This window comes from Curtobacterium citri, from assembly GCF_030362955.1.
In the GTDB taxonomy this organism is placed as follows: domain Bacteria; phylum Actinomycetota; class Actinomycetes; order Actinomycetales; family Microbacteriaceae; genus Curtobacterium; species Curtobacterium citri.
In genome coordinates this window covers 133,699-158,172 of record NZ_JAUCML010000008.1, presented here as the reverse complement: position 1 = coordinate 158,172, position 24,474 = coordinate 133,699, and the positions used below count along the sequence as shown (strand labels likewise).

The window sequence follows — 24,474 nt, the reverse complement described above, 5'->3', positions numbered from 1 at the left end:
GGGGTGGAGAACCAGCTACCTGCGGCTGGTGAGCGCTCCGGGTGTTTCCCGGCTTGTGACAGTGGTTCGGCACCCTCGCCCGATCGGTTTGGGATCGTTCCTGGGGAAGTGCTGTCCCCCACTCCGTACCGTGGGGGCATGGCCCCCGCACACATCCCGAGCACGGACCGGATCCGGGCGATCGACGCCTGGTGGCGCGCCGCGAACTACCTCACCGTCGGGCAGATCTACCTCCTCGACAACCCCCTGCTCACGCGCCCGATCGACCCGGACGACGTGAAGCCCCGCCTGCTCGGGCACTGGGGCACCTCCCCCGCGCTCAACCTCGTCTACGCGCACTGCAACGCGCTCATCGCCGAGACGGACCGCGACCTGCTCTACGTGTGCGGCCCCGGACACGGCGGTCCCGCGATGAACGCCAACGCGTGGCTCGAGGGCACCTGGACAGAGCTGTACCCCGACATCACCCCCGACCCCGAGGGCCTGCGGAAGTTCTTCCGGCAGTTCTCGTTCCCCGGCGGCATCCCGTCGCACGCGGCCCCCGAGACGCCCGGCTCCATCAACGAGGGCGGCGAGCTCGGCTACTCGCTCGCCCACGCGTACGGCGCCGCGCTCGACAACCCCGACCTCGTCGTGGCCTGCGTCGTCGGCGACGGCGAGGCCGAGACCGGCCCGCTGTCCGGCTCCTGGCAGGCGCACACGTTCCTCGACCCCGTCTCCGACGGAGCGGTCCTGCCGATCCTCAACCTCAACGGGTGGAAGATCGCCAACCCGACGATCCTCGCGCGCATCCCCGACGAGGACCTCACGGCGTACTTCCGCGGGCTCGGGTACGAGCCGATCGTGGTCGACTCCGCCCGCGTCGACCACGACCCGTTCGCCGTGCACGCGCTCTTCGACGGCGCGCTGCGCCGGGCCCTCGCCACGATCGACGACATCCAGGCCGCCGCGCGGGCACAGGCCGAGCGCGCCGCCGCCGGGCAGCCCGCCGGTGCCGCCGACCTCCGGCCGCGCTGGCCGATGATCGTGCTCCGCACCCCGAAGGGCTGGACCGGTCCGCAGGAGGTCGACGGCGAGCGCGTCGAGGGCACCTTCCGCGCGCACCAGGTCCCCCTGCCCGCCGTGCGCGAGGACGCCGGGCACCGTGAGCAGCTCGAGGAGTGGATGCGGTCCTACCGTCCGGACGAACTCTTCGACGCCGACGGACAGCCGACCGGCATCCTCACGACGATCCGGCCGCAGGGCGAGCACCGGATGAGTGCCACCCCGCACGCCAACGGTGGTCGCATCCGGACCGCACTCGACCGGCCGTCGCTCGAGCCGTTCGCCGTCCCGGTCGGCGAGGACGCCAGCGCGACCGCCACGCTCGGGCCCTGGCTCGCGGAGCTCACCTCGCGGAACCCCTCGGCCTTCCGCCTGTTCGGCCCGGACGAGACCATCTCGAACAAGCTCGACGCGGTCTTCGACGTGACGTCGCGGGTCTGGCGTGCCCGCCGCGCACCGGGCGACGAGCACCTCGGTGCGCGCGGCCGGGTCATCGAGGTGCTCTCGGAGCACCTGCTCGAGGGGATGCTCGAGGGCTACGTCCTGACCGGCCGGCACGGACTCCTCAACACGTACGAGGCGTTCGCGCACATCATCGACTCGATGGTCGGGCAGTACGCGAAGTGGCTCGAGTCGTCGACCGACATCGACTGGCGTGCCCCGGTGTCGAACCTGTCGATCCTGCTGTCGTCGCACGTGTGGCGGCAGGACCACAACGGGTTCTCGCACCAGGACCCCGGGTTCCTCGACGTCGTCGCCTCGAAGCAGCAGGACCTCGTCCGCATCAAGCTGCCGGCGGACGCGAACACCCTGCTCGCCGTCGCGGCACACGCGTTCGAGACGACCGACCGCATCGAGGTGATCGTCGCCGGGAAGCACCCGGAGCCGGTGTTCCTGTCGCTCGACGACGCCGTCGCGCACGCCGCGGCGGGCCTCGGCGTCTGGGACTGGGCCGGCACCGAGCAGACGGTGGGTCACGCCGACGTGGTGCTCGCGAGCGCCGGGGACGTGCCGACGGTGGAGGCCGTGGCCGCCGCGGACATCATCCGGAAGCACGCGCCCGAGGTCGGTGTCCGCTTCGTCAACGTCGTGGACCTGCTGTCGCTCGGCGACCCGCGGAAGCACGAGCACCCGGTCAGCGACGAGCGCTACGACGAGGTGTTCGTGCCCGGGACGCCGGCCGTCTTCGCCTTCCACGGCTACCCGTCGCTCGTGCACAACCTCACGTACCGCCGGCACGGGCACGACGACCTGCACGTGCACGGCTTCCTCGAGCAGGGCACCACGACGTCGCCGTTCGACATGCTCATGCGGAACGACATGGACCGCTTCGCGCTCGCGCACGACGCACTGACCCGTGTCGACGCCGACGCGCACGCCCACCTGCTGACGAAGCTGACCGAGGCCCGCGAGGCCGCGCGGACCTTCGCCTACACGCGCGGCGAGGACCACCCGTCGCTGTCCGGGTGGGAGTTCCGGGGCTGGCCGCAGGACGAGCCGACGTCGGGTGGGACCGGTGGCGACCCGGGCGAGGGCGAGACCGAGGGCGCGGCTCCCGGCAACTGACATCCGTCCCGTCCCTCCTGCACAGTCGGGAGGCACGGCACACCCTCCACAGGACCGGTCACGCCCGACGCGTGGCCGGTCCTGTGGCGTGAGGCTGGCCGCATGGACGTCGGGTGGGTGAGCGCGCTGGTCGCGCTGGCGGGGGCGGCGGTCGCCGCCGCGAGCGTGGTCGTGACCGTGCTCGAGGGGCGGCGGATGCGGCGAAACACGGAGTTCTCGGTGCACCGGGACCTGTGGTGGCAGCGTTGGTCCTGGGTGGTCGAACGGGCGAACTCCGGAGACCCGCACGATCACGACGCTGCTGCGTTCATGACCCATGCACTCACGACCCGGTCGTGGGTGACCGCCGACGACGAGTGGGTCCTGGCCGAGATCCAGCGTGACGAACGAGAGCGTCGACGGAGCGACGGGCCGACGGACGACGAAGGAGCAGGAGGACGAACCAGATGATCACCGACGAGTCAGATCGTCTGTTCAAACGACGCCTGCAGATGGTGGAGCGCGCCTTCGAGCACCTGCTCGCCGACCCGCACTACGGACCGCTCATGCTCGAGGATGGTCGACCCGAGTTCTTGGCGGACCTCCGGCAGGAGTGGCGGGAACGCCAGGACCGTGCCCGGGCGCACCTGGTGTACGACCTGCGCGAGGAGGCATCCCTGGCGGAGAGCTGACCGTGCCAGGCTGGGCGTGTGCAGGACCTCGTCATCGCCGCCCCGGACCTCGTCACGCTGCCGACCTCGACCGGTGGGCGCTTCCCCGTCCGCCGCGTGTACTGCGTCGGCCGCAACTACGCCGCGCACGCCCGCGAGATGGGGCACGACCCGGACCGCGAGCCGCCGTTCTTCTTCACGAAGCCGGCGAGCGCCCTGGTCACGGACGACGCGGACACGCCGTACCCGCCCGGCACCGAGCGACTCGAACACGAGGTCGAGCTCGTCGTCGCCCTCGGCCGCGGCGGTTCGGACGTCGCCGTCGCGGATGCCCTCGACCTCGTCTGGGGCTACGCGGTCGGGCTCGACCTGACCCGTCGTGACCTGCAGGCCCAGGCGAAGCGGCTCGGCCGACCGTGGGACCTGGCGAAGGGCTTCGACGCCTCGGCGCCGGTGGGGACGCTCGTGCCCGCGGCGGGGATCGATCCCACCGTCGGGGTCGTGGAGCTCCGGGTCGCGAACGGCGCGGAGGGGACCGACGCGGACGGGACCGACGCGGACGGGATCGGCGCGGACGGGGCCGGCGCGCTCCGGCAGTCCGGGGACCTCGCCGACCAGATCTGGTCGGTGGCGGAGACCATCGCGGTGCTGTCCCGCTCCGTCGCGCTCGCACCCGGGGACCTGCTGTTCACGGGCACCCCGGACGGGGTCGGGACGCTGCAGCGCGGGGACGCCCTCACCGGGAGCATCGCGGGCGTCGGGAGCGTGCGGACGCGGATCACCTGACCCGGACCGGACCGGTGCCGGAGCCGCACGACCCGCTGTGAGGGTCCGCAGCCCGGGGGCGTACAACGGTGGTCGACGTCGGCGGACCACCGGCGTCACACCGACGGGACACGAGGGGCACGACCGACGCCGAGCGCGTCGCAGTCACCCCCGGTGTCCGGACCGAGGAGGTGCGCCGTGCACGAACACGACCTGCTCGCGACGTCCTGGACCTGGGCGGGCGACGAACCGATCGCCGACCGGGTCCGAGCCGTCGGGGACGCCGGGTTCGCCGGGCTGTCCCTGTCGCTCGACGACCTCCACGAGGTGCGGGCGACCACCGGGTTCGCGGCACTGCGCCGCGTGCTCGACCGGGCGGGGATCGTCTGGGTCCAGCTCGGTCCCCTCGACCGCTGGTGGTCGCACGACGGCCGGACGACCGACGACGACGCCGACCGCGGGGTCGTGCTCGAGGCCGCGGCGACCCTGAGCGCGTGGCAGGTCGTGGTGCGCGCCGACCCGGGCGTCGTCCCGACCTCGCCGGCGTCGATGACCGCGGACTGGATCGAGCTCGCCACGCAGGCCGGGCAGGTCGGCGCGCAGCTCGTGCTCGAGCCGGAGCCGTGGTCGAACCTCCCGACCATCGAACGGGCGTCGCGGTTCGTCGCGGCGGCCGGGCACCCGAACGGCGGCCTGCTCCTCGACGCCATGCACACGCTGCGGGGCGGCTCGACGCTCGCGTCCGTCGCCCAGGGCGTCTCCCCCGCCGTGCTCGCCGCTGTGGAGCTGAGCGACGGCCTGCTGCACACCCCGTCCGGTCTGACCCTGGCGGAGGAGTCGCGGAGCGCCCGGCACCTGCCCGGAGCCGGTGCGTGGGACCTCCCCGGCCTGGTCCGCGTCGTGCGGGACCTCGGCTTCGACGAGCCGTGGGGCGTCGAGGTCCGGACGGCGGCACACCGGGCGATGCCCCTCGTCGATGCACTCCGCACGGCCGCGGCTGCGACGCGGGCCGTGCTCGACGCGGCCGATGCCTTCGGGCAGCCGGCGGCGCCCGCCATGCCGACGACACCCGCACCGACCTCCGCCGTCGACTTCGAGCCGACCGTCCCGCCGCGGTCGGTCCTGCCCCGACGCCGGCACGACTCCGACACAGGGGCGCCCGCGTAACGTCGCCGGCATGACGGATCACGCAGCAGACGACGACCTCCTCCGGCGTTCGCAGGAGTCCATCGACGAGGCCAAGGCCGCAGCGGCCGAGGTGGACCTCCCCGAGCAGGAGGAACTCGTCGACGAGGACCTGCCCGCAGCCGACGGCGGCGCTCCGGCGGACGGGCCCGCGCCCGCCGCCTGAGCGCAGCACGGCGGACCACCTCGGACCGCCCGGGAGCACCCGCTCCCGGGCGGTCCGTCGTGTCGCCGACGGACCCGGCGGGAAGAAAATCGGTCGCCGGATGTGACGATCCGGCTCCCCGACCCGTCACACCAGTGGGTCCCGGAGCTGCAACGGCTCGCGGGACACCCGGGCACACCGTCGTGCCGGGCCCAGGACGCGCCGCGACCGGTCACCCTGAACACACCGGTCACGGCGCCCCGACGGCGGCCCGTGCGCTCCCTGATCCGGCGTGCGGGCCGCCTTCCCGGGCGGACCCCCGGACGCCGCTCGACGGTCGTCCGCTCAGCCCTCGCGGACGACGTCCTCGGGGTCCTTGTCCGGCCGCCAGCCCCGCCACGACGGCTGCCGCAGCCGGCCGTCCGCCGTCCACTCGGCGAACTCGACCTCACCGACGCGCACCGGACGCACCCAGTGCGCGTCCCGGGCGTCGGGACGTGGGACGTCCACGAACGGGGAGGTCGCACGTCCGGCCTTCCCGAGCACCTCGGCGATCTCGTCGAGGTCACGGTCGCGGAACCCGGTGCCGACCCGACCGACGTACTCGAGACCGTCCGGACCGGGGACGCCGAGCAGGAGCGACCCGATCCCGCCGGCGCGCCTCCCGTTGCCGGGACGCCAGCCGCCGACGACGACCTCCTGGGCGGCGTGGTGCTTGATCTTCAGCCACGCCTCGGAGCGGCGTCCCTCGGCGTAGCGGGACGACCGCTTCTTCGCGACCACGCCCTCGAGGCCCTGGTCGCGCGAGTCCGACACCGCACGGTCGAGGTCGCCGTCGACGGCGGGCGGGACGTCGACGGCCCCGCCGGGGTCGACGACCGTCTCCAACGCCCGGCGCCGGGCGTCGTAGCCGAGCCGGGTCAGGTCGTGCCCGTCGGCCTCGAGGACGTCGAAGAGCAGCAGCCGCACGGGTGTCCGCGCCCGTGCCGCCTCGACCTCCCGCGGCTTCGTCAGCCCCATCCGGTCCTGCAGCAGCTGGAACGAGGGACAGCCGCGTCCGTCGAGCGCGACGACCTCGCCGTCGTACACCCCGTCGACGCCCGCCCGCTCACCGAGCTCCTGGAGCTCCGGGTACTGCGCGGTGAGGTCGTGGTCGTTCCGGCTCCGCAGGGTCACCCGACCGTCGCGGACGGTGGCGAGGGCGCGCACGCCGTCCCACTTCATCTCGAACGCCCAGTGCGCCGGGTCGAGCCGGGGCTCGCCCTTCGCGAGCGTCGCCTGCATGGTGCGACGGTCCGCCGGTGCGGTGTCGGAGGTCGCGGCCGCGTCGATCCGCTGCCGGCCGTCGCGTGCACCTGCCGGCGGACGGGAGGCACGCTCCGCCCCCGTCGTGGCGCCGCCGTCCGCCAGGCGGTCGGGCTGCTCCTTGGTGCGGTGGATCAGCCAGTTCTGCTCGTCGCCCTGGCGGCCCTTCCCGCGCCCGCGGGTGTGCAGGAGCGCCAGACGTCGTACGCCGTTCGTCCGGCCGTGCAGCGTGACGATGACCTCCTCGCCCTCGCGCCACTTCTCGAGCTCGTACGTGCCGTCGTCCCACAGGGTCACCGTGCCGCCGCCGTACTCGCCGTGCGGGATGGTGCCCTCGAAGGAGCCGTACTCGAGCGGGTGGTCCTCGGTCTGCACGGCCAGGTGGTTCTTCCCCGGGTCGGTCGGCTCACCCTTCGGCAGCGCCCAGCTCACGAGCACGCCGTCGTGCTCGAGGCGGAAGTCGTAGTGGTCCCGCGTCGCGTGGTGCTCCTGGATGACGAACGTCGGGGTGCCGTCCTCCCGCACCGTCGGTGCGTCCACGGGCACCGGTTCCGGGGTGCGGGACGCGTCGCGCTTCGCGCGGTAGGCCGTGAGCCGGTCGCGGGCAGGCTGCTCCGCGTCGTTCGCACGCTGGGTCCGGTCGCTGTCCCAGTGACCGGAGTCGGGCCTCCCGACCGACAACGAGGCGGACGCGACCGGGTGCAGGAGGTCGCCGTGCGCCTCCAGGCGGTCCAGCACCTCGTCCATGGTGAGCTGCGCGAGCCCGCGCTCGCCGAGCTCGTCCCACGTCCGCGGTGCCGCGACCGTCGGCCGGTCACGGCCGCGCAGCGAGTACGGGGCGATGGTCGTCTTGTTGCCGTTGTTCTGCGACCAGTCGACGAAGACCTTGCCCGTCCGCTCCGCCCGGCTCATCGACGACAGCACCAGGTCGGGGAGGTCCTGCTCGAGCGCCTTCGCCAGCTCGTGGGCCACGTCGGAGACCTGCGCCGTCGACGCCCCGCCGTCGAGCGCCGCGTACAGGTGGATGCCCTTCGACCCGGACGTCACCGGGTACGGGTCGAGCCCCATGCCGTGCAGGATCTCGCGTGCGGCGAGCGCCACCTCCACGCACTCGGACAGCCCGACGCCCTCGCCGGGGTCGAGATCGAGCACCAGCCGGTCGGGTGGCTGCTGACCACCACGGGGCCCGAAGCGCCACTGCGGGACGTGCAGCTCGAGGGCGGCCTGCTGCGCCATCCAGACCAGGGTCGGCAGGTCGTCGACGATCGGGTACTCGGTGTCGTGCTCCTTGTGCGCGATGGTGTGGTGGCGGACCCAGTCGGGCGCGGAGTCCGGCAGGTTCTTCTCGAAGAAGACCTTGCCGTCGACCCCGTTCGCCCAGCGCTTCCGGGTCACCGGACGGTCCTTGACGTGCGGGATCATCCACGGCGCGACGCGCTCGTAGTACGCGATGACCTGCCCCTTGGTCGTACCGGTCTCCGGCCAGAGCACCTTGTCGGTGTTCGTCAGCGCGATCCGCCGGTCACCGACCAGGACCGTCGTCTTCCGGGCCACCGGGCTCACAGCGCGACCCCGGTCGCTCCCGCCACGGTCAGGGTGCTGCCGGACGTGTACGACGACTCCGGGCCGGCCAGGTACACGTAGGCGCTGCCGAGCTCCACGGGCTGCGCGGGACGCCCGAGCGGGGTGTCCTGGCCGTACGCCGCGATCTCGTCGCCGGGGTAGCTGATCGGCTGCAGCGGCGTCCAGACCGGGCCGGGCACGACCGTGTTCGCGCGGATGCCCTTCGCGGCGAGCTGTCGGGCGAGGCCGTTCGTGTACGTGATGATCGCGGACTTCGTCGCCGCGTAGTCGATCATGCGGTCCTGCGGCTGGTACGCCGACACCGAGCTCGTCGTCACGATCGCACTGCCGGGTGCCATGTGCGGGACGGCCGCGCGGACGAGCCAGAACAGCGAGTAGAGGTTCACCTTCATCGTCCGGTCGAAGTCCTCCGTCGACTGCTGCGTGACGTCCTCGTGCACCTGCTGGTGTCCGGCGACGAGCACCAGGGCGTCGAGGCCGCCGAGCTCGCTGACGGCGTCCCGGACCAGCGCCGCGCAGAAGTCCTCGTCGGTCAGGTCGCCGGGGAGCAGCACCGCCTTGCGGCCGAGGTCGCCGACGACGTCGCGGACCTGTTCGAGGTCCTCGCGCTCCTCGGGCAGGGCGTTCAGGGCGACGTCGGCGCCCTCCTTCGCCATCGCGACGGCGGCAGCGCGGCCGATGCCCGAGTCCGCCCCGGTCACGAGCACCCGGTAGCCGCGCATCCGGCCCGTGCCGACGTAGCTCGTCTCGCCGTGGTCGGGCACGGGGTCCATCGCGCTCGCCAGGCCGGACCCCTGCTGGGTCTGCGCCGGGAACGGCGGACGGGCGTACTGGTCGCGCGGGTCCTGCTTGTCGAGCTGGCTCATGGGCCCATGGTGCTCGCGCGTCCTGGCGGGCGTTCTCGGGTGCGCGCGGGCATCATGGCCCCATGAGGTCGATCTGGAAGGGCTCCATCGCGTTCGGGCTCGTCAACGTGCCCATCAAGGTGTACGCGGCGACCGAGACCCACGACGTCTCCCTGCACCAGGTCCACGACGAGGACAAGGGCCGCATCAAGTACAAGCGCGTCTGCGAGTTCGGCCACGAGGTCGAGTACGCCGACATCCAGCGCGCCTACGACGACGGTGACAAGACCGTGGTGCTCACCGCCGACGACTTCAAGCAGCTGCCCGAGGAGCAGTCGCACGAGATCGAGGTCCTCGAGTTCGTGCCCGTCGAGCAGGTCGACCCGATGATGTTCGAGAAGTCGTACTACCTCGAGCCGGACTCCCGCTCCCCCAAGGCGTACGTGCTGCTCCGCGAGACCCTCGCGAAGACCGACCGGCTCGCGATCGTGCAGTTCACGCTCCGGCAGAAGACCCGGCTCGGCGTCCTGCGGGTGAACGACGACGTCATCCTGCTGCAGGGGCTGCTGTGGGGCGACGAGGTCCGGGCCGCCGACTTCACGGGCCTGGACGCCTCGGTGAAGGTCAGCGCGAACGAGCTGAAGATGTCGTCGTCGCTCGTCGAGAGCATGTCGACCGACTTCGACCCGGACCGGTACACCGACGCGTACCAGGAGGAGCTGCAGCAGCTCATCGACGCGAAGCTCGAGGCGGGCGACGACGTCGACACCGCCGACACCTTCGGCGAGCAGGCGGAGGACGAGGACGACGGCGAGGGCGGGGACGTCATCGACCTGATGGCCGCCCTGCGGGCGTCCGTCGACAAGAACCGGTCGTCGCGGTCGGGAGGCACCGGGTCGCGGTCATCGTCCGGCTCACGGTCGTCGTCTGGTTCACGGTCGTCGTCTGGTTCGCGGTCGTCGTCCGGCCGGGCTGCGGAGGACGACGCTGCGTCGGAGGAGCAGTCCACGACCACGAAGAAGGCACCGGCGAAGAAGGCCCCCGCGAAGAAGGCGCCGGCGAAGAAGGCCCCCGCGAAGAAGGCCCCTGCGAAGAAGGCGCCGGCGAAGAAGCAGGCCAGCTAGCCGTCGCGACCCGTCCGCCGCAGCGCGAGCGGGATCGACACCCACAGCGCCGCGGTCCCGAGGAAGACGACGACCCCGCCCACCACCCCGCCGACGTCCCCGATCACCACGTCGAACACGAACAGCACGGTGCCGGAGAACAGCAGGGCGCTCGCCGCGAGGGCCGTGATGAGCAGCACGTTCCCGGCCCGGACCAGGTCGTGCTTCTGTCGCTGCCGGAACACCAGTCGGTGTGCGGACACCGCGGACAGCGCGACGACGGTGATGACGACCGCGAGCACGACCAGCACGAGGTAGACGACTTCCTCGCCCGGGCTGAGCATCGTGAACCGTTGCTGGAACGGCAGCGTCAGCAGGAACCCGGCGAGGATCTGCGTCCCCGTCTGCACGATCCGGAGTTCCTGCTGGATGTCCGACCAGTTGCGGTCCCACCGCTCGGTCGGGGTCTCGTGCCGACCACGCTCGGTGTCCCGTGCTGCACCGCTGACGTCGCTCATGCGCCGAACCTACTGCCCCGTCACGCACCGGAAACACGACTCCGCGAGACTGTCCGCATGACTCCACAAGAGCCAGGGAGCCTGCAGTCGTCATCCGTGACCGCCGGCCCGCCCGTCACCGTGTCCATCACCCGTCTCGTCGATCCCGACCGCATCCCCGACGCCACCGCCTGGGTGCAGTCCGGCGTCAACCTGGCGAACCGCTACCCGGGCTTCCTCGGCTCCGGGTGGGTCCGCTCGCACGCCACCAGCCGCGAGTGGCATGTGCTCTACCGGTTCGCCGACCACGAGCAGTTGGCGACGTGGGAGAACTCCGACGACCGGCTCCGCTGGCTCGACCTGGGCCGCGACCTCGTCGTGGAGTCCCGGGTCGAGAAGCGCACCGGCATCGAGGGGTGGTTCGACGCCCCGCAGGACGCCCCGGCGTCGAGTGCACCGCCGCGGTGGAAGCAGGCCGTGAGCATCTGGCTCGGGTTCTTCCCGGTGAACCTGGCCTTCACGTTCCTGGTCGGCTGGCTCGTCCCGGCGTTCGGCACCCTCGCCGTGCTGCCGCGCGTGCTGGTCACGACGCTCGTGCTGACGCCGATCATGACGTTCTGGGTACTGCCCTTCGTGACCGGGCTCATCCGCCCGTGGCTGCTCGCGCCGCCCCGGACCGCCCGGCAGCGCTGATCGGTCGTCGGGACACCGGGCCGGTTGCGTGTTCAGGGTGCACTGAACAGCACGAGGAGCGCCGTCACGAGTGTCACGACGACGACGACGGTGGCGAGGAGCCAGACGAACCCGAGCACGTGCTCGAGCACCACTCGACCGATCGCTCCGCTCCCGTCCCCGAGGAGCGCCTGCAGCCTGCTCGCCCCGCCGGCACCGATCGGGTCGAGCACGACGAGGGGCCGGAGCCGTCGGTCGACCAGGAGCGCTCCGTGCACAGTGCCGACGTTCGTCAGCATCCGGAAGCGGACGAGCCTCGCCCCTGCGGACCGCACGCGACGCCGCCCGTACACCGTGACGGCGACGAGCTCGTCGCCGTCGCGGTGCACCGAGCGCGTCGAGGCCGCGATTCCGGAGAACCACGGCCAGCCGACGCCGAGCACGAGCGCGCAGACCAGTGCGACGTCCGGCAGCACCGCCAGGGGGTACCCGTCCGCGTCGAAACCCTGGGAGGACCAGGACGGGCGGGTGACGACGGCGAGGACGATCACCACGACGGCCAGGACCACGCCCACGCGTGCACTCCAGAGCCCGATGCGCGTCCACGGTCCCTCGGCGTCGCCCGGTGCGTCGACGGGCCCCTCCGTCGCGTGCCGCGGCATCGTCAGCCGAGCACCGACAGCTGGTCGAGCCGCTCGAGGATGACGCCCTCGCGCAGTGCCCACGGGCAGATCTCGAGCGCCGGCAGGTCGAAGATGTCGAGGCACGCCTCGGCCACGAGCGCGCCGGGCACCACCTGGTGCGCCCGGCTCGGCGAGACGCCCGGCAGCGCCGCGAGTTCCGCGACCGACCTCGTCAGGAGCGACGGCAGCAGCCGGCGCAGTTCGGCGCCGTCGAGCGACCGCGGGACGAGCGGCCCGTCCCCCGACGGTGCGGCACCGCAGATCCGCGCGATCGAGCGGAACGTCTTCGAGGTCGCGACGGCACGGTCGGGCCGCCCCGAGCGGAGCAGCAGCCCGGCGTCCCGCGCGATGGCGACGCGGATCTCGTGCCGGATGCGGCGCACGTCGTCCTCGCTGGGCGTGCCGTCGACGAAGTACGTGCGCGCGAGCCGAGCGGCACCGATCGGCATCGACCACGCGACGTCCGGCGCCTCGTCCGCGCCACCGGCGATCTCGAGCGAGCCGCCACCGATGTCGAAGACCGCGAGTCGTCCCGCCGACCAGCCGAACCAGCGGCGGACGGCCAGGAACGTCAGGCGCGCCTCGTCGCCGCCGGACAGCACGGCGAGCTCGACACCGGTCTCGCGCTCGACGTGGGCGAGCACCGCGTCGGAGTTGACCGCGTCCCGCACGGCGGAGGTCGCGAACGCGAGCATGTCCTCGCAGCCGCGGTCCTCCGCGACCCGGACGGACTCGGCGACGAAGGCGGTGAGGGCGTCGATGCCCTCGGGCGTCACCGCGCCGGCCTCGTCGAGGTGCTCGGCGAGCCGCAGCGGCTGCTTGTAGGACGACGCGGGCAACGGCGCGGCACCGCCGTGCGCGTCCACCACGAGCAGGTGGCCGGTGTTGGACCCGATGTCGAGGACTCCCACGCGCATGTGCCAACGCTAGCGGCCGGGAGGCAGGGCCCCTCCGGGCCGGTTCCGGCGCACCGCGGAGCCTGCGGAGCGGTGTGACGGCCGAGTCCGCAGGGAGGGTCAGGACCGCAGGAAGGACTCCAGCTCCGACGTGGTCGGGTAGGACGCCTGGGCGCCCGGCTTCGTCGCGGCGTACGCCCCGACGCCCACGGCGAACCGCGCAGCCTCAACGAGGGAGTCCCCCGCGTCGAGCCGGAGCGCCACCGCACCGGTGAACGCGTCGCCGCAGCCCGTGGTGTCGACCGGGTCGACCCGGACGGCCGCGACCTCGACCGGCTCGGCGTCCCCGTCGTGCACGACGCAGCCCGCGCCGCCCCGGGTGACGATCGACCGCGCGACGCCGTGGTCGCCGAGCGCGGCGGCCTCGTGCTCGTTCACGAGCAGCACGTCGGTCAGGTCGAGGAGCTCCTGCGGCACGGCGCCGAACGGGGACAGGTTCGTCAGCACCGTCGCGCCCGCCGCGTGTCCGGCACGGGCGGCCGCGAGCACGACGTCGAGGGAGACCTCGAGGCAGAGGCCGAGCACCCCGGTGCCGTCGAACGCGTCGGCGGGCAGGTCCTCCGGCGTCAGCGTGGCGTTCGCGCCGCCGGAGACCACGATGGTGTTCTCGCCCGCGGCGTCGACCGTGATGACGGCCGTGCCGGTGGCGACGCCCTGCCGGACCGCCACGTGCGTGGTGTCGACGCCGGCCGATGCGACGGACTCACGCAGCAGCGTGCCGTTGCCGTCGTCGCCGACCGCACCGATCATGCGGACGGTGCCCCCGAGCCTCCCGGCCGCGACAGCCTGGTTGGCAGACTTGCCCCCCGGCAGGATCGCGAGGTCGGACCCGTGCAGGGTCTCACCGGGCTGCGGGAAGCGCTCCGTGCGGACCACCAGGTCCGCGTTGAGGCTGCCCACGACGACGATGCCGGTCATGCGGATGCTCCTGTCTCGGCCGAGGCCGGGCGCGGGATGAGGAAGGACGTGGCGAGTGCCGCGCAGGTGACCACGGCACCGAGGAGCATGCCACCGGAGTAGCCCGCGGTGCCCGCGGACCCGCCGGTGCCGAGTGCGATCTGCAGGGCCGGCAGGACCGCGAAGCTGATGCCCGCGCCGAGGTTGAACGCCCCCGCGTTGAGACCGGGCAGGAAGCCGGGGTTCGACGCCGGCGAGAGCACGATGCCGAGCCCGTTCAGGATGATGTTCGCGATGCCGGCGTAGGTGATGCCGATCAGCACGGTCGCGGCGACGAGCACGGGGAGCGAGTGCACGCCGACGATCGCCATCACGAGCGTCGCGACGATGCTGCCGACCAGGCCGAAGCGGAGCACGGCACGGTAGCCGAGCGTCGGGGCGAGGCGGCCGGCGAAGGGACCGACGATCCAGCCGACCAGCGCGTACGGGGTGAGGAACGCGAGTGACGCGAGGTCCGGCTCCATCCCGAAGCCGACCTCCGGGTTCTGCGCGAGGCTCGTGACGAGACCGTTCACGACCGCGAAGACACCGGTCATGGTGAGCAGCGTCGTGGCGAGGAGCGCCCACGTGCCGCGACGCCTGAGGAACCGCGTCTCGACGAGCGGCTCCCGGACGCGCGACTCGACGGCCCAGAAGACCGCGAACGCGACGACGGCGACGACGATCCCGCCGACGACGAGCGCCCAGTCCGCGGCGCCGAGCTTGCCGGCCTCGTTGAACGCCGTGAGCAGCGCGCCGACACTGACGACCAGGGGCAGCACGCCCCACCAGTCCATCCGGGTGCCGGCGGACGGCTTCGACTCGACGCCCCACACCGCGACCATGGCGGCGGCGACGACCGTGACGACCGCGATGACCCAGAAGATCCCGCGGAAGCCGAAGTGCGTGGCGATCCCCCCACCGGCCAGGGCGTCGACGCCGGCGATGCCGCCGTTCACCGCGGTGAGCAGGCCGAGGGCGGCGCCGTACCGCTTCGGGTCGGCGATCTCGTTGCGCAGGACGAGCAGGCCGATCGGCACGACCGGGCCGGTGACGCCCTGGACCATGCGGCCGACGAACAGCATCGGCACGTTGACGGCGAGGGCCGCGACGACGCTGCCGACGAGCATCACGAGGAGCATGCCGACCAGGACCCGCTTGCGGCCGACGATGTCGGACAGGCGGGGCAGGAACAGCGAGAACAGCGCGGCGATCGTGAAGAACAGGGTCTGCGAGAGGCCGATGGTCGCGTCGTCCGTGCGGAGCTCCGTCGCCATCGTCGCGAGCGCGGGGCTGAGCATGCTCGCGTTGAGCTGGAACGCGACGCACGCCGCGAGCAGGGCGGCGGTGAGGGCGGCGGTCGACTTCGTCGTCGAGGTGGTGGTCACGGTGCTCAGGCCTCCTGGACCGCAGTGGCGTCGGCGGACCGCGGCGTCCACCCGGTGTCGGGCGTCTCGCCGATGCGCTCGAGGGCGTCCACCACGAGGTCCCAGAAGCGCTCGTGGTCGAGCTCCAGCGCGGCGCTCGTGCGGCAGTCCGCCGGAGCTGTGGCCCGGAAGTCGGCGACGGTCATGCCCAGGGTGTGGCGGCCCTGGGTCTCGATGGTGATCGGGACCTTCACGGCGCGGACGATCGTCGGGTCGATGACGTACGCGACGGCGCACGGGTCGTGGACGGGCGGGGCGTCGAAGCCCTGGGCGTCCTCGTAGGCCTTGCCGAAGAAGTCGAGCAGCTCGCCGACGAACGCGGCGGGGCCGGTGCCGACGGCGGCGATGCGCGCGGCGACCTCGGGGGTGGCGAGGGCCTGGTGGGTCAGGTCGAGGCCGACCATGACGACCTCCCAGCCGGCGCTGAAGACGATGTCGGCGGCCTCGGGGTCGATGACGATGTTGAACTCGGCGACCGGGCTCCAGTTGCCGACGTGCACGCCGCCGCCCATGAGCACGACCTGCTTGACACGCTCGACGATGCGCGGCTCCTTGCGGGCGGCGAGCGCGATGTTCGTCAGACCGCCGGTCGGCACGAGGGTGACCGTGCCCGGCTCGTGCGCCATGACGGTGTCGATGATGAGGTCGACCGCGTGCCGCTCGTCGAGGTCGAACGACGGCTCGGGCAGCATCGGCCCGTCGAGGCCGCTCTCCCCGTGGATGTCGGGGGCGACCTCGATCGGGCGGAGCAGCGGACGGTCGGCACCGGCGGCGAACGGCACGCCGGTGATCCCGGCGATGCGGGCGACGGCGAGGGCGTTGCGGGTGACCTTCGGCAGGGTCTGGTTGCCGACGACGGTCGTCACCGCGAGGAGGTCGATCGTCGGGTTGCCGTGCGCCAGGAGGATGGCGACCGCATCGTCGTGGCCGGGGTCGCAGTCGAGGATGATCTTCTGCGTCGTTGCGTCAGGCACCTGGGGCTCCGCTTCGTCGGGGATCTGGTGTCCGCCCGGGGGCGGCGTGAGGTCTGTGCTTGACGCGGTGGGGTCCGCGTCGTGGAGGAACCAACTCCGGCACGGCGCGTCAAGCGTTTGACATGGAAGCACGTCAAGCGTTTGACGTCAACTCCGAGCAGTCCTCACGCGCTGTCGCGTCCGCCGTCGGTAGGCTCGACGGGTGCCATCCTCCGCCGTGCCGGCCCGTCGTGTGACCGCGGCGATGGTGGCCGAGCGTGCGGGCACGAGCATCGCCACGGTGTCCCTCGTCGTGAACGGCAAGGACCGCGGTCGGGTGTCCGCGCCGATCGCCTCCCGCGTGCGCGATGCCGTCGACGAGCTCGGGTACGTCGTCGACCACGCCGCGAGCTCGCTGGCCCGCGGGACCGGCGACCTCGTGGTCCTCATCGCGCCCGACCTGTCGAACCCCTTCTTCGCCGAGGTCATCCGCGGCGTCCGCGACACCCTCGGCGACCGGTACCAGCTCGTGCTCTCGGTGACCGAGCGCGGCGCACAGCCGTCGACCGCGGACCTGCGGCGCTTCGAGCGACTGCGGCCCGCGGGCATCCTCGTCGACGCCCCCGCTGCGGGCGAGTCCCTCGACGCGAGCGTCCCGGTCGTGCTGCTCGACGCCCCGGACGCCCCCGAGTCCGCGGTCACGGTCGACTACGACCTCTCCCCCGGCATCGACGAACTCGTCGCGCACCTCCGCGAGCAGGGGCACGAGCACGTCGTGTACCTCGACGGCACCGCACGGGTCGCCACCTTCGGCATCCGGCACCGGATGTTCGACGGGGCCTGTGCCGCCGCGGGCATCACCGTCTCGGAGCTCGGCGCCCGCGCCGACCTGACGGTGGACGCCGCCGCGGCGGCGACCGAGCACGCGATCGAGGCCTGGCACGAGGACGGCGTCACCGCCGTGGTCGCCGCCGCCGACACGCTCGCCTACGGGGTGCTGCGCGTCGCGGGCGCGATGGGGCTCCGGGTACCGGAGGACCTGGCGGTCGCCGGCTTCGACGACCTGCCGTCGTCGTCGGTCACGGCACCCGCCCTGACGAGCGTGGCACTCCCCGGTGCCGAGCTCGGTCGGGCCGCGGCGCTCCGGCTCCTCGCGGCGCTCGACGGCACCGCGGTGGAGCCGGTGGCGCTCCCCGCGCGCCTGGTGCGGCGCGCGAGCACCGGCGGATAGGCGGCGCGCCGCCGCACCCAGCACGAGACGCCCCGGACGCGGCGAGACGCCCCCGCTTCCGGAGGCGTCTCGGCCGATCAGGGGCGTCTCGCGGCGACGCCGGCGTGTCGCACGGCGTCAGGCGGAGGCGTCCCGCCCCGATGCCGGCGGCTCGGCGTCGACCGGCGACGTCGGGACGGGTGCGTCGCCCGCCGCGCCGGTCCGCCGCGCCCGCTCGAGCTCGTCCGCCTCGGCGCCCCCGACGGCCTCGCCGCGGGCGACCATGCCGGCCGTGTCGGACAGCGTGATCTGCGGCAGGAACAGGGCGAGCAGGAACGCGATCGCGATGAACGGCAGGAGGTACCAGAACACCGGCGCGAGCGAGTCGGCGTACGCATCCACGATGCCGTCCTGCACCGCCTCGGGGAGCTTCGCGACGGTCGACGGGTCGATGCTCCCCGCCGAGGACGCGGCGTCGGTGGCCGACCCTCCCGCCGAGGTGAACACGTCCGTCAGCGCGGTCGTCAGGCGCGCGGTGAAGAGCGCGCCGAAGACGGCGGTGCCGAGGGAGGCACCGACCTCGCGGAAGTAGTTGTTCGTCGAGGTCGCGGTGCCGACCTGGGCGGCGGGCACGGCGTTCTGCGCGACGAGGACCACGACCTGCATGATGAGCCCGAGCCCGGCGCCGAACACGAACAGGTAGGCGCAGATCAGCCAGATCGGGGTGTCCGCGGCGAGCTGTGTCATGGCGAGCATCGCGAGGGCGACCAGGACCGTGCCGACGATCGGGAACACCCGGTAGCGACCGGTCTTCGTGATGAGGGCGCCGGAGGCGATCGAGGTGCCGATGAGGCCGACCATCATCGGCAGCATGAGCAGGCCCGAGACGGCAGCCGAGGTGCCCGACGCCATCTGCAGGAAGGTCGGGACGAACCCGATCGCGGCGAACATGCCGATGCCGAGCACGAGACCGATGCCGGTGGCGAGCAGGAAGGTGCGGTTGCGGAAGAACGACATCGGGAGCACCGGGTCCTCGACGCGGGACTCGACCAGGACGAGCAGGGCCGCGGCGACGACCAGGCCGGCGAACCAGGCCCAGGTCTCGAGCGCGTCCCACCCGTGGTCGGCGCTGCCGCCGAACTCCGAGAAGAACACCAGGCACGTGGTCGCGATCGACATGAGCACGACGCCGAGCACGTCGATCCGCTTCTCGGCCTTCTTGGTCGGCAGGGTGAGCGCGAACCAGGCGACGAAGAACGCCGCGATGCCGACCGGGATGTTGATGTAGAACGCCCAGTTCCAGGTGAGGTGGTCGACGAAGAAGCCGCCGAGCAGCGGGCCGCCGATCGCCGACAGGCCGAAGATCGCGCCGAGCGGGCCGAGGTACTTGCCGCGCTGCGAGGCGGGCACGATGTCGGCAATGATCGCCTGGGACAGGATCATCAGGCCGCCGCCACCGAGGCCCTGCATCGCCCGGAACGCGACGAGCTGCGTGAAGTCGCCGGCGAAGGCGCACCCGGCCGACGCGATCGTGAAGAGCGCGATCGCGACGAGGAACAGGTTGCGACGGCCGAGGACGTCGCCGAACTTGCCGTAGATCGGCATCACGATCGTCGACGCCAGCAGGTACCCGGTGGTGAGCCAGGCCTGGTGCGCGACGCCGCCGAGCTCACCGACGATGGTCGGCATCGCGGTGGAGACGATGGTCTGGTCGAGGCTGGAGAGCAGCATGCCCGCGATGAGCGCGGAGAAGATGATCCAGATCCGGCGCTGCGTCAGGAGCAGCGGTCCGTCGGATCCGGGGCGGGCACGCTTCGTGCCCTGCGCGGTGGTGCTCATGCGGTGTGGTCCTGTCCGGTGGTGGTGATGGCCGCCCTGAGCTGGCGGAGGTTCTCGGTGAGCAGCGCGTCGAACGTCGGGCCGGAGGTCTCGTCGAACGCGTCGTCGAAGTACTCGCCGGCGGAGACCTTGAGCAGACCCGCGGCGGCCTCGGCGACGAGCTGCGCCCGCCGGTCGTCCGGGTCGGTCCACCCGAAGCGCTGCCGGACGGCCTGGCCGACGGCGGCGAGCTGGACCTCGGCAGCGGCGAGGAACTTCGCGACCATCGCGGGCTCACGCTCGAAGACCCGGCGGACGAGGGCCTCGTCGGCGCGGTCGATCCCGACGACGTGCACGTGCTCGATCGCGAGCGCGACGATCGACCCGAGCGGGTCGAGGTCGGCCGGCACGAGCGAGCCGTCGACGTACGCCGCGAGCAGCTCCTCCGTCGCGCCCTGCTCGATGCCGAGCACGGCGTCGTCCTTCGACGCGAAGTGGTTGAAGAACGTGCGGCGGGAGACGCCGACGGTCTCGCAGAGCTGCTCGATCGTGAAACCGTGCAGGCCGTGCTCGATGGTCGCCCGGCGTGCCTCGACGACCATGCGTCGACGCAGCGCGCGCGTGCGTTCGGTGGTGCTCACCGAACAAGAATTGCACTCTGCCGCTGAGAGTGCAACGGAAGGACGGGTTACAGCGCCTTCGCGAAGCAGTAGGACCAGGGCATCGTGGCCGCGTACGGCTCGTAGACGTCGATCTGCTCCCAACCGGTCTTGCGGTAGAGCGCGACGGCTTCGGGCTGCTTGTCCCCGGTCTGCAGGATGACGCGCGCGGCGCCGGCCTCGCGGGCGACCTGCTCGCCCTCGGACAGCAGCGCGGTGGCGGCGCCCTTGCCGCGGGCGGCGGCGAGCACGATGAGGCGCTTCAGCTCGACCTCGTCACGGAGACGGCGGACGGCGATGTGCCCGAGCGGCGTGCCGTCCTCGTCGAGCGCGAGGATCGAGGTGATCACGGTGGCGGGGTCGACCGCCAGGGCACGGTCCCGCTCGGCGGTGACCGCGGGGTCCTCGTCCCGGTGCCCGGCGCCGTAGCGCTCGTGCATCTCCTCGTCCATGGTGGCGCGGAGGGCCACACCACGCGGGTCCTCCCAGGCGACGCGCTCGATCGTGATCACGATGGTCCATCCTGGCACGCGCCGGAGCGCTCGGTTGCGCCGTCACCCGCGGCCGTGCCCTCAGCGCAGCGCGGCGATCGGCCCCTCGCCGGCCTGCAGCGCGCGCAGCACCGCGGCAGCGTCGTCGTACACCGCCGCCGCCCCGGCCCCACGGAGCTCGTCGCCGCCGATCCCGCCGGTCATCACCCCGACGCAGGGGAGCCCGACCGTACCGGAGGACTCGACGTCCCACATCGCGTCACCGACCATCACCGCACGGTCCGCGGCCACCCCGACCTTGTCGAGGGCGACCTGGATGATCCCGGGCGCGGGCTTGGCCTCCTCCACGTCCTCCGAGCTCGTCTCGGCGGTCACCCACGCGGACGCGTCGAGGAGCTCGCGGAGCACCGACAGCTCCGACTCCGGCGCGCTCGTGGCGAGGACGACCGCGTGGCCGGCGTCGGCGACCGCCTCGAGCAGCTCGCGGGCCCCGGGCAGCAACCGCAGCTGCGGTATGTGCTCGGAGTAGTACGCGGTGTGGAACTGCTTTGCGGTGTCGCGGACCTCGTCGGAGGCGTCGGGCAGCAGCTCCTCGAGCAGACGACCCGAGTCCATGCCGATCGCCCGGTGGACGCGCCACGCGTCGACCGACTCGCCCGCCGCACGGAAGGCCCGCCACCAAGCGTCGACGTGCGCGTAGTTGGAGTCGACGAGGGTCCCGTCGATGTCGAAGAGGACGGCGGTCGAGGGAGCATCAGCCATCCACCCAGCCTGCTCCCACGACCGCCGGACCGGTCCAGGGTCGCGCCGTCAGACCTCGATCGACGAACCGACGGGCAGGATCGACGCCGGGACGCCACCGAGCCCCTCGGTGCCGAACATGCGGACGTTCATCTCCTGACCGCCCTCGCTGAGGAGCAGCTCGTGGATCTGCACCACGCGCTCGGGTGCGACCGCGCGGACGTAGTCGACGCCCTCGCCGGTCTTCGCCCACGGACCGCTCGTCGGGACGAGCAGGGTCCGGACCGGGGCGTCCGGCACGAGGTAGGCGTCGCCCGGGTGGAACACGGCGTCGTTCACGAGGTAGCCCACGTTCGCGATGGTCGGGATGTCGCGGTGGATGACCGCGTGCTCCTCGCCGAGGACGCGGGCGGTGAAGGGCCCGACCTCGACGGTGTCGCCCGCGGTGACCGTGCGGACGCGGCCGTCGTGGTCGCCGAGCTGCTCGACGACCGACGCCGGGCCGTGGACGACGACGTCGGCGTTGCGCTCGAGCCCCGCACGGATCGCGTCGACGGCGAAGTGGTCGGCGTGCTCGTGGGTGACGAGGACCACCGTGGCCGCGGCGACGAGGTCGGCGGACTCCGGCGTGAAGGAGCCCGGGTCGATGACGAGCGAGGCGCCGTCCTGCTCGAGGACGACGGTGGCGTGGTTGTACTTCGTCAGCTTCATGCCGCCAACTGTACAACACTGTTGTACAAATGGCTGGTCGTTCAGTCCGCCCGGCGGGCCAGGCGCTCGAAGACCTCCGGCAGCCGGGCCAGCAGGGCGCGCTCGTCGTCGTCGAGCTCCGCACGCATCGCGGTCGCGAGCCAGTCCGCACGGCCGTCCATGTCCTGCTGCAGCGCGGCTCTGCCCGCATCGGTGATGCGGATGACCGAGGCCCGCCGGTCCGTCTCGGATGCGGTCCGCTCGACGTACTCCTGGTTCGTCAGCTCCGCCACCGTCCGGGACTGTCCCTGGTGCTTCACCCCGCGTCGCCGCGCGAGCTCCGCGATCGTCATCGGCCCCTCGCGTCCGAGGAACCCCAGCGTCGCCGAGTGCGCCGGCGGCAGGCTGTCGCCCTCGCGTCGGGCCGCGCGCACGAGGCGGCCGATCGACCGGCGCAACTCGGCGGCGAGCTCGTCGATCGGGTCCATGGGCCACGACGCTACCGCGGAACGGACGGGAGGCCCGTGGCGGTGTCGCCACGGGCCTCCCGTCCGTCCTCTGCTGACGTCCGTCAGCTGCTGCGCACGTCGTCCGCGGCGCTCTTCGCGTGGTCCTGGACGTCGGACGCGGCGCCCTGCGCCTCGTCCTTCACGGTCTGGGCGGCGTCCTGCGCGGTCCCCTTGAGGTCCTGCGCGTGCTCCTTCGCCACGTCGCCCAGCTGCGACCCGACGTCCTTCGCCTGGGACTTGACGTCCTCGACGAGGGGCGCCGCCTTGTCCTTGAGCTCACCGGCGAGCTGCTCCTCCTTGTCGGAGGTCGGGATGAGCGACGACGCGAGCCACCCCGCGCCGAAGGCGATCAGGCCGACGGCGAGCGGGTTGCCCTTCGCCTTCCGGACGCCCTCGTGCGCGACGTCCTTCGCCCGGTCGGTCGCACCCGAGGCGGACCCCGAGACGCTCGAGCCCGCCGAGTGCGCGGACCCCATCACGGAGTCGCGGACGCCCTGGAAGCGGCTCTTGACCTTCTCGCTCTGCCGGTGGGCGATGGACGAGGGGCTGACCTTGTCGGCCAGGGCGTCGACGTCGGACCCGAGGGCACCGCGGGTGCGCTCGATGTCGGCACGGATCTCTTCTGGGGTGCTCATGGCTTCCTCCCGGTGTTCGGCTTGAGTGCTTCGGGGACTTCCTTGACGGTCTCGACCGTCTGCGGGACGCCCTGGATCTCCTTGATCTCCTTGCGTCCACGGACGTAGAGGATCGCGGCGACGATCGCGTAGACCACGGCGATCACGACGGCGGACCACGCGTTGCCGATGAGGTACCCGAGACCCCACCACGCGGCGATGGACAGGAACAGCAGGGCGAACAGGGCGGTGAGCCCGGCGCCGCCGAACATGCCGCCGGCCTTGCCCGCCTTCTTGGCGGACTCGGTGAGCTCCGCCTTGGCGAGGGCGACCTCCTGGCGGAACAGCGACGACAGGTCCTTCGACACGTCGGTCAGCAGTTCGCCCAGCGGCGTGGTGGCGGCGCGTTCCTCGGGCGTCGGTTCGCCCAGCGGGGTCGCGCCCGGGACCGTGTGGCTCATACGCCGCTCCCCGTGCCGGTCGAGGACTCACCGGCCTCCTTCTCGTGCTTGACCTCGGTGGCGAGGGCCTTCGTCAGGCGTCCGGCGAGGATGCCGGCGCCCGCGGCGAGCGCGATGAACGTGCCGGGGCGCTTCGCGGCGAAGGTCTTCACCTCGTCGAGGAGCGAACCCGGGTCGCGGTTCTCGAGGTACCCGGCCGCGGAGCCCGCACGGTTCGACAGGTCGCGGACGACCTTCGCGGCGATGCCCTGCTCGTCGTCGTTGTCGGCCATGCGGCCGAGCTGCTCGCCGAGGCTGCGGAGGCCCCCGGCGGCGCGCTCCTGCTGGCCGGCCGCCTGCTCCTTGAGCGTGTCGGAGGCCTGGGAGTAGAGCTGCTTGGCGTGGTCGGTCGCCTCGGAGGCGACGTTCGACGCCTGCTCCTTCGCGGTACCGGCCACGCTCGCGGCCTTGTCCTTCGCGTCGCCGGCGACGTCCTGCGCGGCACCCTTGGCGGCGTCGGCCTTGCCGCCACCGTCGGTGCCGCCGGAGCCCGTGCTGCCGGTACTGCCGGTACCCGTGCTGCCGGTGCCCGTGCTGGTGCCCACGGGCGGCAGGTACCCGGTGCTCGTCGTCGTGGAGTCGTGCAGCGGTGCCGAGGCGCCGGCGGCGGACGGCGTCGCCGGGAGCTGCTCGTCGGCGGGCAGTGCGTCGAGCGGCTCGACGTCGTCGAACCCCTCGGGTCGGCGGACGTCGCCCTCGGGCAGGAGGACGTCGTCGAACTCGCGGTCGGTGTCGCGCGGCGCGGAGGTGTCGCTGCCGAACGAGGGCACGGTCACGCCCGGGTACACCTCGTGTCCTTCGGACGCGGCGGTGCGGTCGTGGATGGGCGTCCCGGAGTCGTTCCCGGGTGGGTTCGTGGTCATGGTCGGCCTTCCGGATCGGTCGCGACGGGTACGGCACCCGCCGCGTTGGACCCGACGGTGCGC

At 72.6% G+C, this 24,474-nt stretch carries 26 protein-coding genes; 9 read left to right on the top strand and 17 right to left on the bottom strand.

The window, feature by feature from the left end; genetic code table 11:
• The first annotated feature begins 138 nt into the window (after positions 1-138).
• The 6 genes from QUG92_RS13025 to QUG92_RS13000 all read left to right on the top strand — a co-directional run bounded on the left by QUG92_RS13025 (position 139) and on the right by QUG92_RS13000 (position 5,376).
• Positions 139-2,610 carry a phosphoketolase family protein gene (locus tag QUG92_RS13025; RefSeq protein ID WP_289459351.1) on the top strand — a complete coding sequence of 824 codons (2,472 nt, stop codon included), beginning with the start codon at positions 139-141 and terminating at the stop codon, positions 2,608-2,610.
• 102 nt (positions 2,611-2,712) lie between these two features.
• Positions 2,713-3,060 carry a hypothetical protein gene (locus QUG92_RS13020; protein WP_182047687.1) on the top strand — a complete coding sequence of 116 codons (348 nt, stop codon included), beginning with the start codon at positions 2,713-2,715 and terminating at the stop codon, positions 3,058-3,060.
• Positions 3,057-3,281 (top strand): hypothetical protein, encoded by a 225-nt coding sequence (locus QUG92_RS13015; RefSeq protein ID WP_289459350.1) that lies wholly within the window; start codon positions 3,057-3,059, stop codon positions 3,279-3,281. The genes QUG92_RS13020 and QUG92_RS13015 overlap by 4 nt, the downstream gene beginning before the upstream one ends.
• 18 nt (positions 3,282-3,299) lie before the next feature.
• Positions 3,300-4,046 (top strand): fumarylacetoacetate hydrolase family protein, encoded by a 747-nt coding sequence (locus tag QUG92_RS13010; protein WP_289459349.1) that lies wholly within the window; start codon positions 3,300-3,302, stop codon positions 4,044-4,046.
• Positions 4,047-4,223: 177 nt separating this feature from the next.
• On the top strand, positions 4,224-5,192 hold the full coding sequence (locus QUG92_RS13005; protein WP_289459348.1) for a sugar phosphate isomerase/epimerase family protein: 969 nt from the start codon (positions 4,224-4,226) through the stop codon (positions 5,190-5,192).
• A 10-nt stretch (positions 5,193-5,202) separates the two neighbouring features.
• On the top strand, positions 5,203-5,376 hold the full coding sequence (locus QUG92_RS13000) for a hypothetical protein (protein WP_182047681.1): 174 nt from the start codon (positions 5,203-5,205) through the stop codon (positions 5,374-5,376).
• A gap of 324 nt (positions 5,377-5,700) precedes the next feature.
• Here QUG92_RS13000 and QUG92_RS12995 read toward each other — a convergent pair whose 3' ends face one another.
• Positions 5,701-8,223, bottom strand: a complete 2,523-nt coding sequence (locus QUG92_RS12995; protein WP_289459347.1) for an ATP-dependent DNA ligase — start codon at positions 8,221-8,223, stop codon at positions 5,701-5,703.
• On the bottom strand, positions 8,220-9,110 hold the full coding sequence (locus QUG92_RS12990) for an SDR family oxidoreductase (protein ID WP_182047677.1): 891 nt from the start codon (positions 9,108-9,110) through the stop codon (positions 8,220-8,222). The genes QUG92_RS12995 and QUG92_RS12990 overlap by 4 nt, the downstream gene beginning before the upstream one ends.
• Before the next feature lie 62 nt (positions 9,111-9,172).
• On the opposite strand from QUG92_RS12990, the gene ku reads away from it, so the two are divergent.
• Positions 9,173-10,213, top strand: a complete 1,041-nt coding sequence (ku, locus tag QUG92_RS12985; protein ID WP_289459346.1) for a non-homologous end joining protein Ku — start codon at positions 9,173-9,175, stop codon at positions 10,211-10,213.
• On the opposite strand, the gene QUG92_RS12980 is transcribed toward ku, so the two are convergent.
• On the bottom strand, positions 10,210-10,710 hold the full coding sequence (locus QUG92_RS12980; protein WP_182047673.1) for a DUF6328 family protein: 501 nt from the start codon (positions 10,708-10,710) through the stop codon (positions 10,210-10,212). The two genes, ku and QUG92_RS12980, sit on opposite strands and share 4 nt — an antisense overlap.
• A gap of 57 nt (positions 10,711-10,767) precedes the next feature.
• On the opposite strand from QUG92_RS12980, the gene QUG92_RS12975 reads away from it, so the two are divergent.
• Positions 10,768-11,382, top strand: coding sequence for a putative antibiotic biosynthesis monooxygenase (locus QUG92_RS12975; protein WP_289459345.1), 615 nt, complete (start codon positions 10,768-10,770; stop codon positions 11,380-11,382).
• Positions 11,383-11,414: 32 nt separating this feature from the next.
• Here QUG92_RS12975 and QUG92_RS12970 read toward each other — a convergent pair whose 3' ends face one another.
• From QUG92_RS12970 to uriH, 5 genes are all read right to left on the bottom strand, one after another.
• On the bottom strand, positions 11,415-12,023 hold the full coding sequence (locus QUG92_RS12970; RefSeq protein ID WP_289459344.1) for a hypothetical protein: 609 nt from the start codon (positions 12,021-12,023) through the stop codon (positions 11,415-11,417).
• A gap of 2 nt (positions 12,024-12,025) precedes the next feature.
• Positions 12,026-12,961: a Ppx/GppA family phosphatase gene (locus QUG92_RS12965; RefSeq protein WP_182047668.1), complete on the bottom strand. Its 936-nt coding sequence runs from the start codon at positions 12,959-12,961 to the stop codon at positions 12,026-12,028.
• A gap of 99 nt (positions 12,962-13,060) precedes the next feature.
• A complete protein-coding gene (locus tag QUG92_RS12960; protein WP_289459343.1) occupies positions 13,061-13,918 on the bottom strand; it encodes a ribokinase in 858 nt (285 codons plus the stop codon).
• Positions 13,915-15,333, bottom strand: a complete 1,419-nt coding sequence (gene uriT, locus QUG92_RS12955) for a uridine transporter UriT (RefSeq protein WP_289459355.1) — start codon at positions 15,331-15,333, stop codon at positions 13,915-13,917. The genes QUG92_RS12960 and uriT overlap by 4 nt, the downstream gene beginning before the upstream one ends.
• Complete coding sequence (gene uriH / locus QUG92_RS12950; protein ID WP_289459342.1) at positions 15,330-16,337, bottom strand: uridine-preferring nucleoside hydrolase UriH; 1,008 nt, start codon at positions 16,335-16,337, stop codon at positions 15,330-15,332. Before uriH ends, uriT begins: the two co-directional genes overlap by 4 nt.
• Before the next feature lie 202 nt (positions 16,338-16,539).
• Here uriH and QUG92_RS12945 point away from each other — a divergent pair, with 202 nt between their 5' ends.
• On the top strand, positions 16,540-17,547 hold the full coding sequence (locus QUG92_RS12945) for a LacI family DNA-binding transcriptional regulator (RefSeq protein ID WP_353063141.1): 1,008 nt from the start codon (positions 16,540-16,542) through the stop codon (positions 17,545-17,547).
• Between the two features lie 117 nt (positions 17,548-17,664).
• Here QUG92_RS12945 and QUG92_RS12940 read toward each other — a convergent pair whose 3' ends face one another.
• From QUG92_RS12940 to QUG92_RS12900, 9 genes are all read right to left on the bottom strand, one after another.
• A complete protein-coding gene (locus tag QUG92_RS12940) occupies positions 17,665-19,365 on the bottom strand; it encodes an MDR family MFS transporter (RefSeq protein WP_289459341.1) in 1,701 nt (566 codons plus the stop codon).
• Entirely contained in the window at positions 19,362-19,985 is a 624-nt protein-coding gene (locus QUG92_RS12935; RefSeq protein WP_289459340.1) for a TetR/AcrR family transcriptional regulator, read from the bottom strand. Before QUG92_RS12935 ends, QUG92_RS12940 begins: the two co-directional genes overlap by 4 nt.
• A gap of 47 nt (positions 19,986-20,032) precedes the next feature.
• The gene (locus tag QUG92_RS12930) at positions 20,033-20,515 is read right to left on the bottom strand and encodes a GNAT family N-acetyltransferase (RefSeq protein WP_259346170.1); all 483 of its coding nucleotides are present in this window, start codon (positions 20,513-20,515) and stop codon (positions 20,033-20,035) included.
• Between the two features lie 60 nt (positions 20,516-20,575).
• Positions 20,576-21,256, bottom strand: coding sequence for an HAD family hydrolase (locus QUG92_RS12925; RefSeq protein ID WP_289459339.1), 681 nt, complete (start codon positions 21,254-21,256; stop codon positions 20,576-20,578).
• 48 nt (positions 21,257-21,304) lie between these two features.
• Positions 21,305-21,946 (bottom strand): MBL fold metallo-hydrolase, encoded by a 642-nt coding sequence (locus tag QUG92_RS12920; RefSeq protein WP_289459338.1) that lies wholly within the window; start codon positions 21,944-21,946, stop codon positions 21,305-21,307.
• Between the two features lie 41 nt (positions 21,947-21,987).
• Complete coding sequence (locus tag QUG92_RS12915; RefSeq protein ID WP_182046858.1) at positions 21,988-22,413, bottom strand: MarR family winged helix-turn-helix transcriptional regulator; 426 nt, start codon at positions 22,411-22,413, stop codon at positions 21,988-21,990.
• A gap of 83 nt (positions 22,414-22,496) precedes the next feature.
• Positions 22,497-23,069, bottom strand: a complete 573-nt coding sequence (locus tag QUG92_RS12910) for a DUF3618 domain-containing protein (RefSeq protein WP_182046859.1) — start codon at positions 23,067-23,069, stop codon at positions 22,497-22,499.
• Entirely contained in the window at positions 23,066-23,509 is a 444-nt protein-coding gene (locus QUG92_RS12905; RefSeq protein WP_289459337.1) for a phage holin family protein, read from the bottom strand. Before QUG92_RS12905 ends, QUG92_RS12910 begins: the two co-directional genes overlap by 4 nt.
• The gene (locus tag QUG92_RS12900; RefSeq protein ID WP_289459336.1) at positions 23,506-24,411 is read right to left on the bottom strand and encodes a hypothetical protein; all 906 of its coding nucleotides are present in this window, start codon (positions 24,409-24,411) and stop codon (positions 23,506-23,508) included. The genes QUG92_RS12905 and QUG92_RS12900 overlap by 4 nt, the downstream gene beginning before the upstream one ends.
• Between the last annotated feature and the right edge of the window lie 63 nt (positions 24,412-24,474).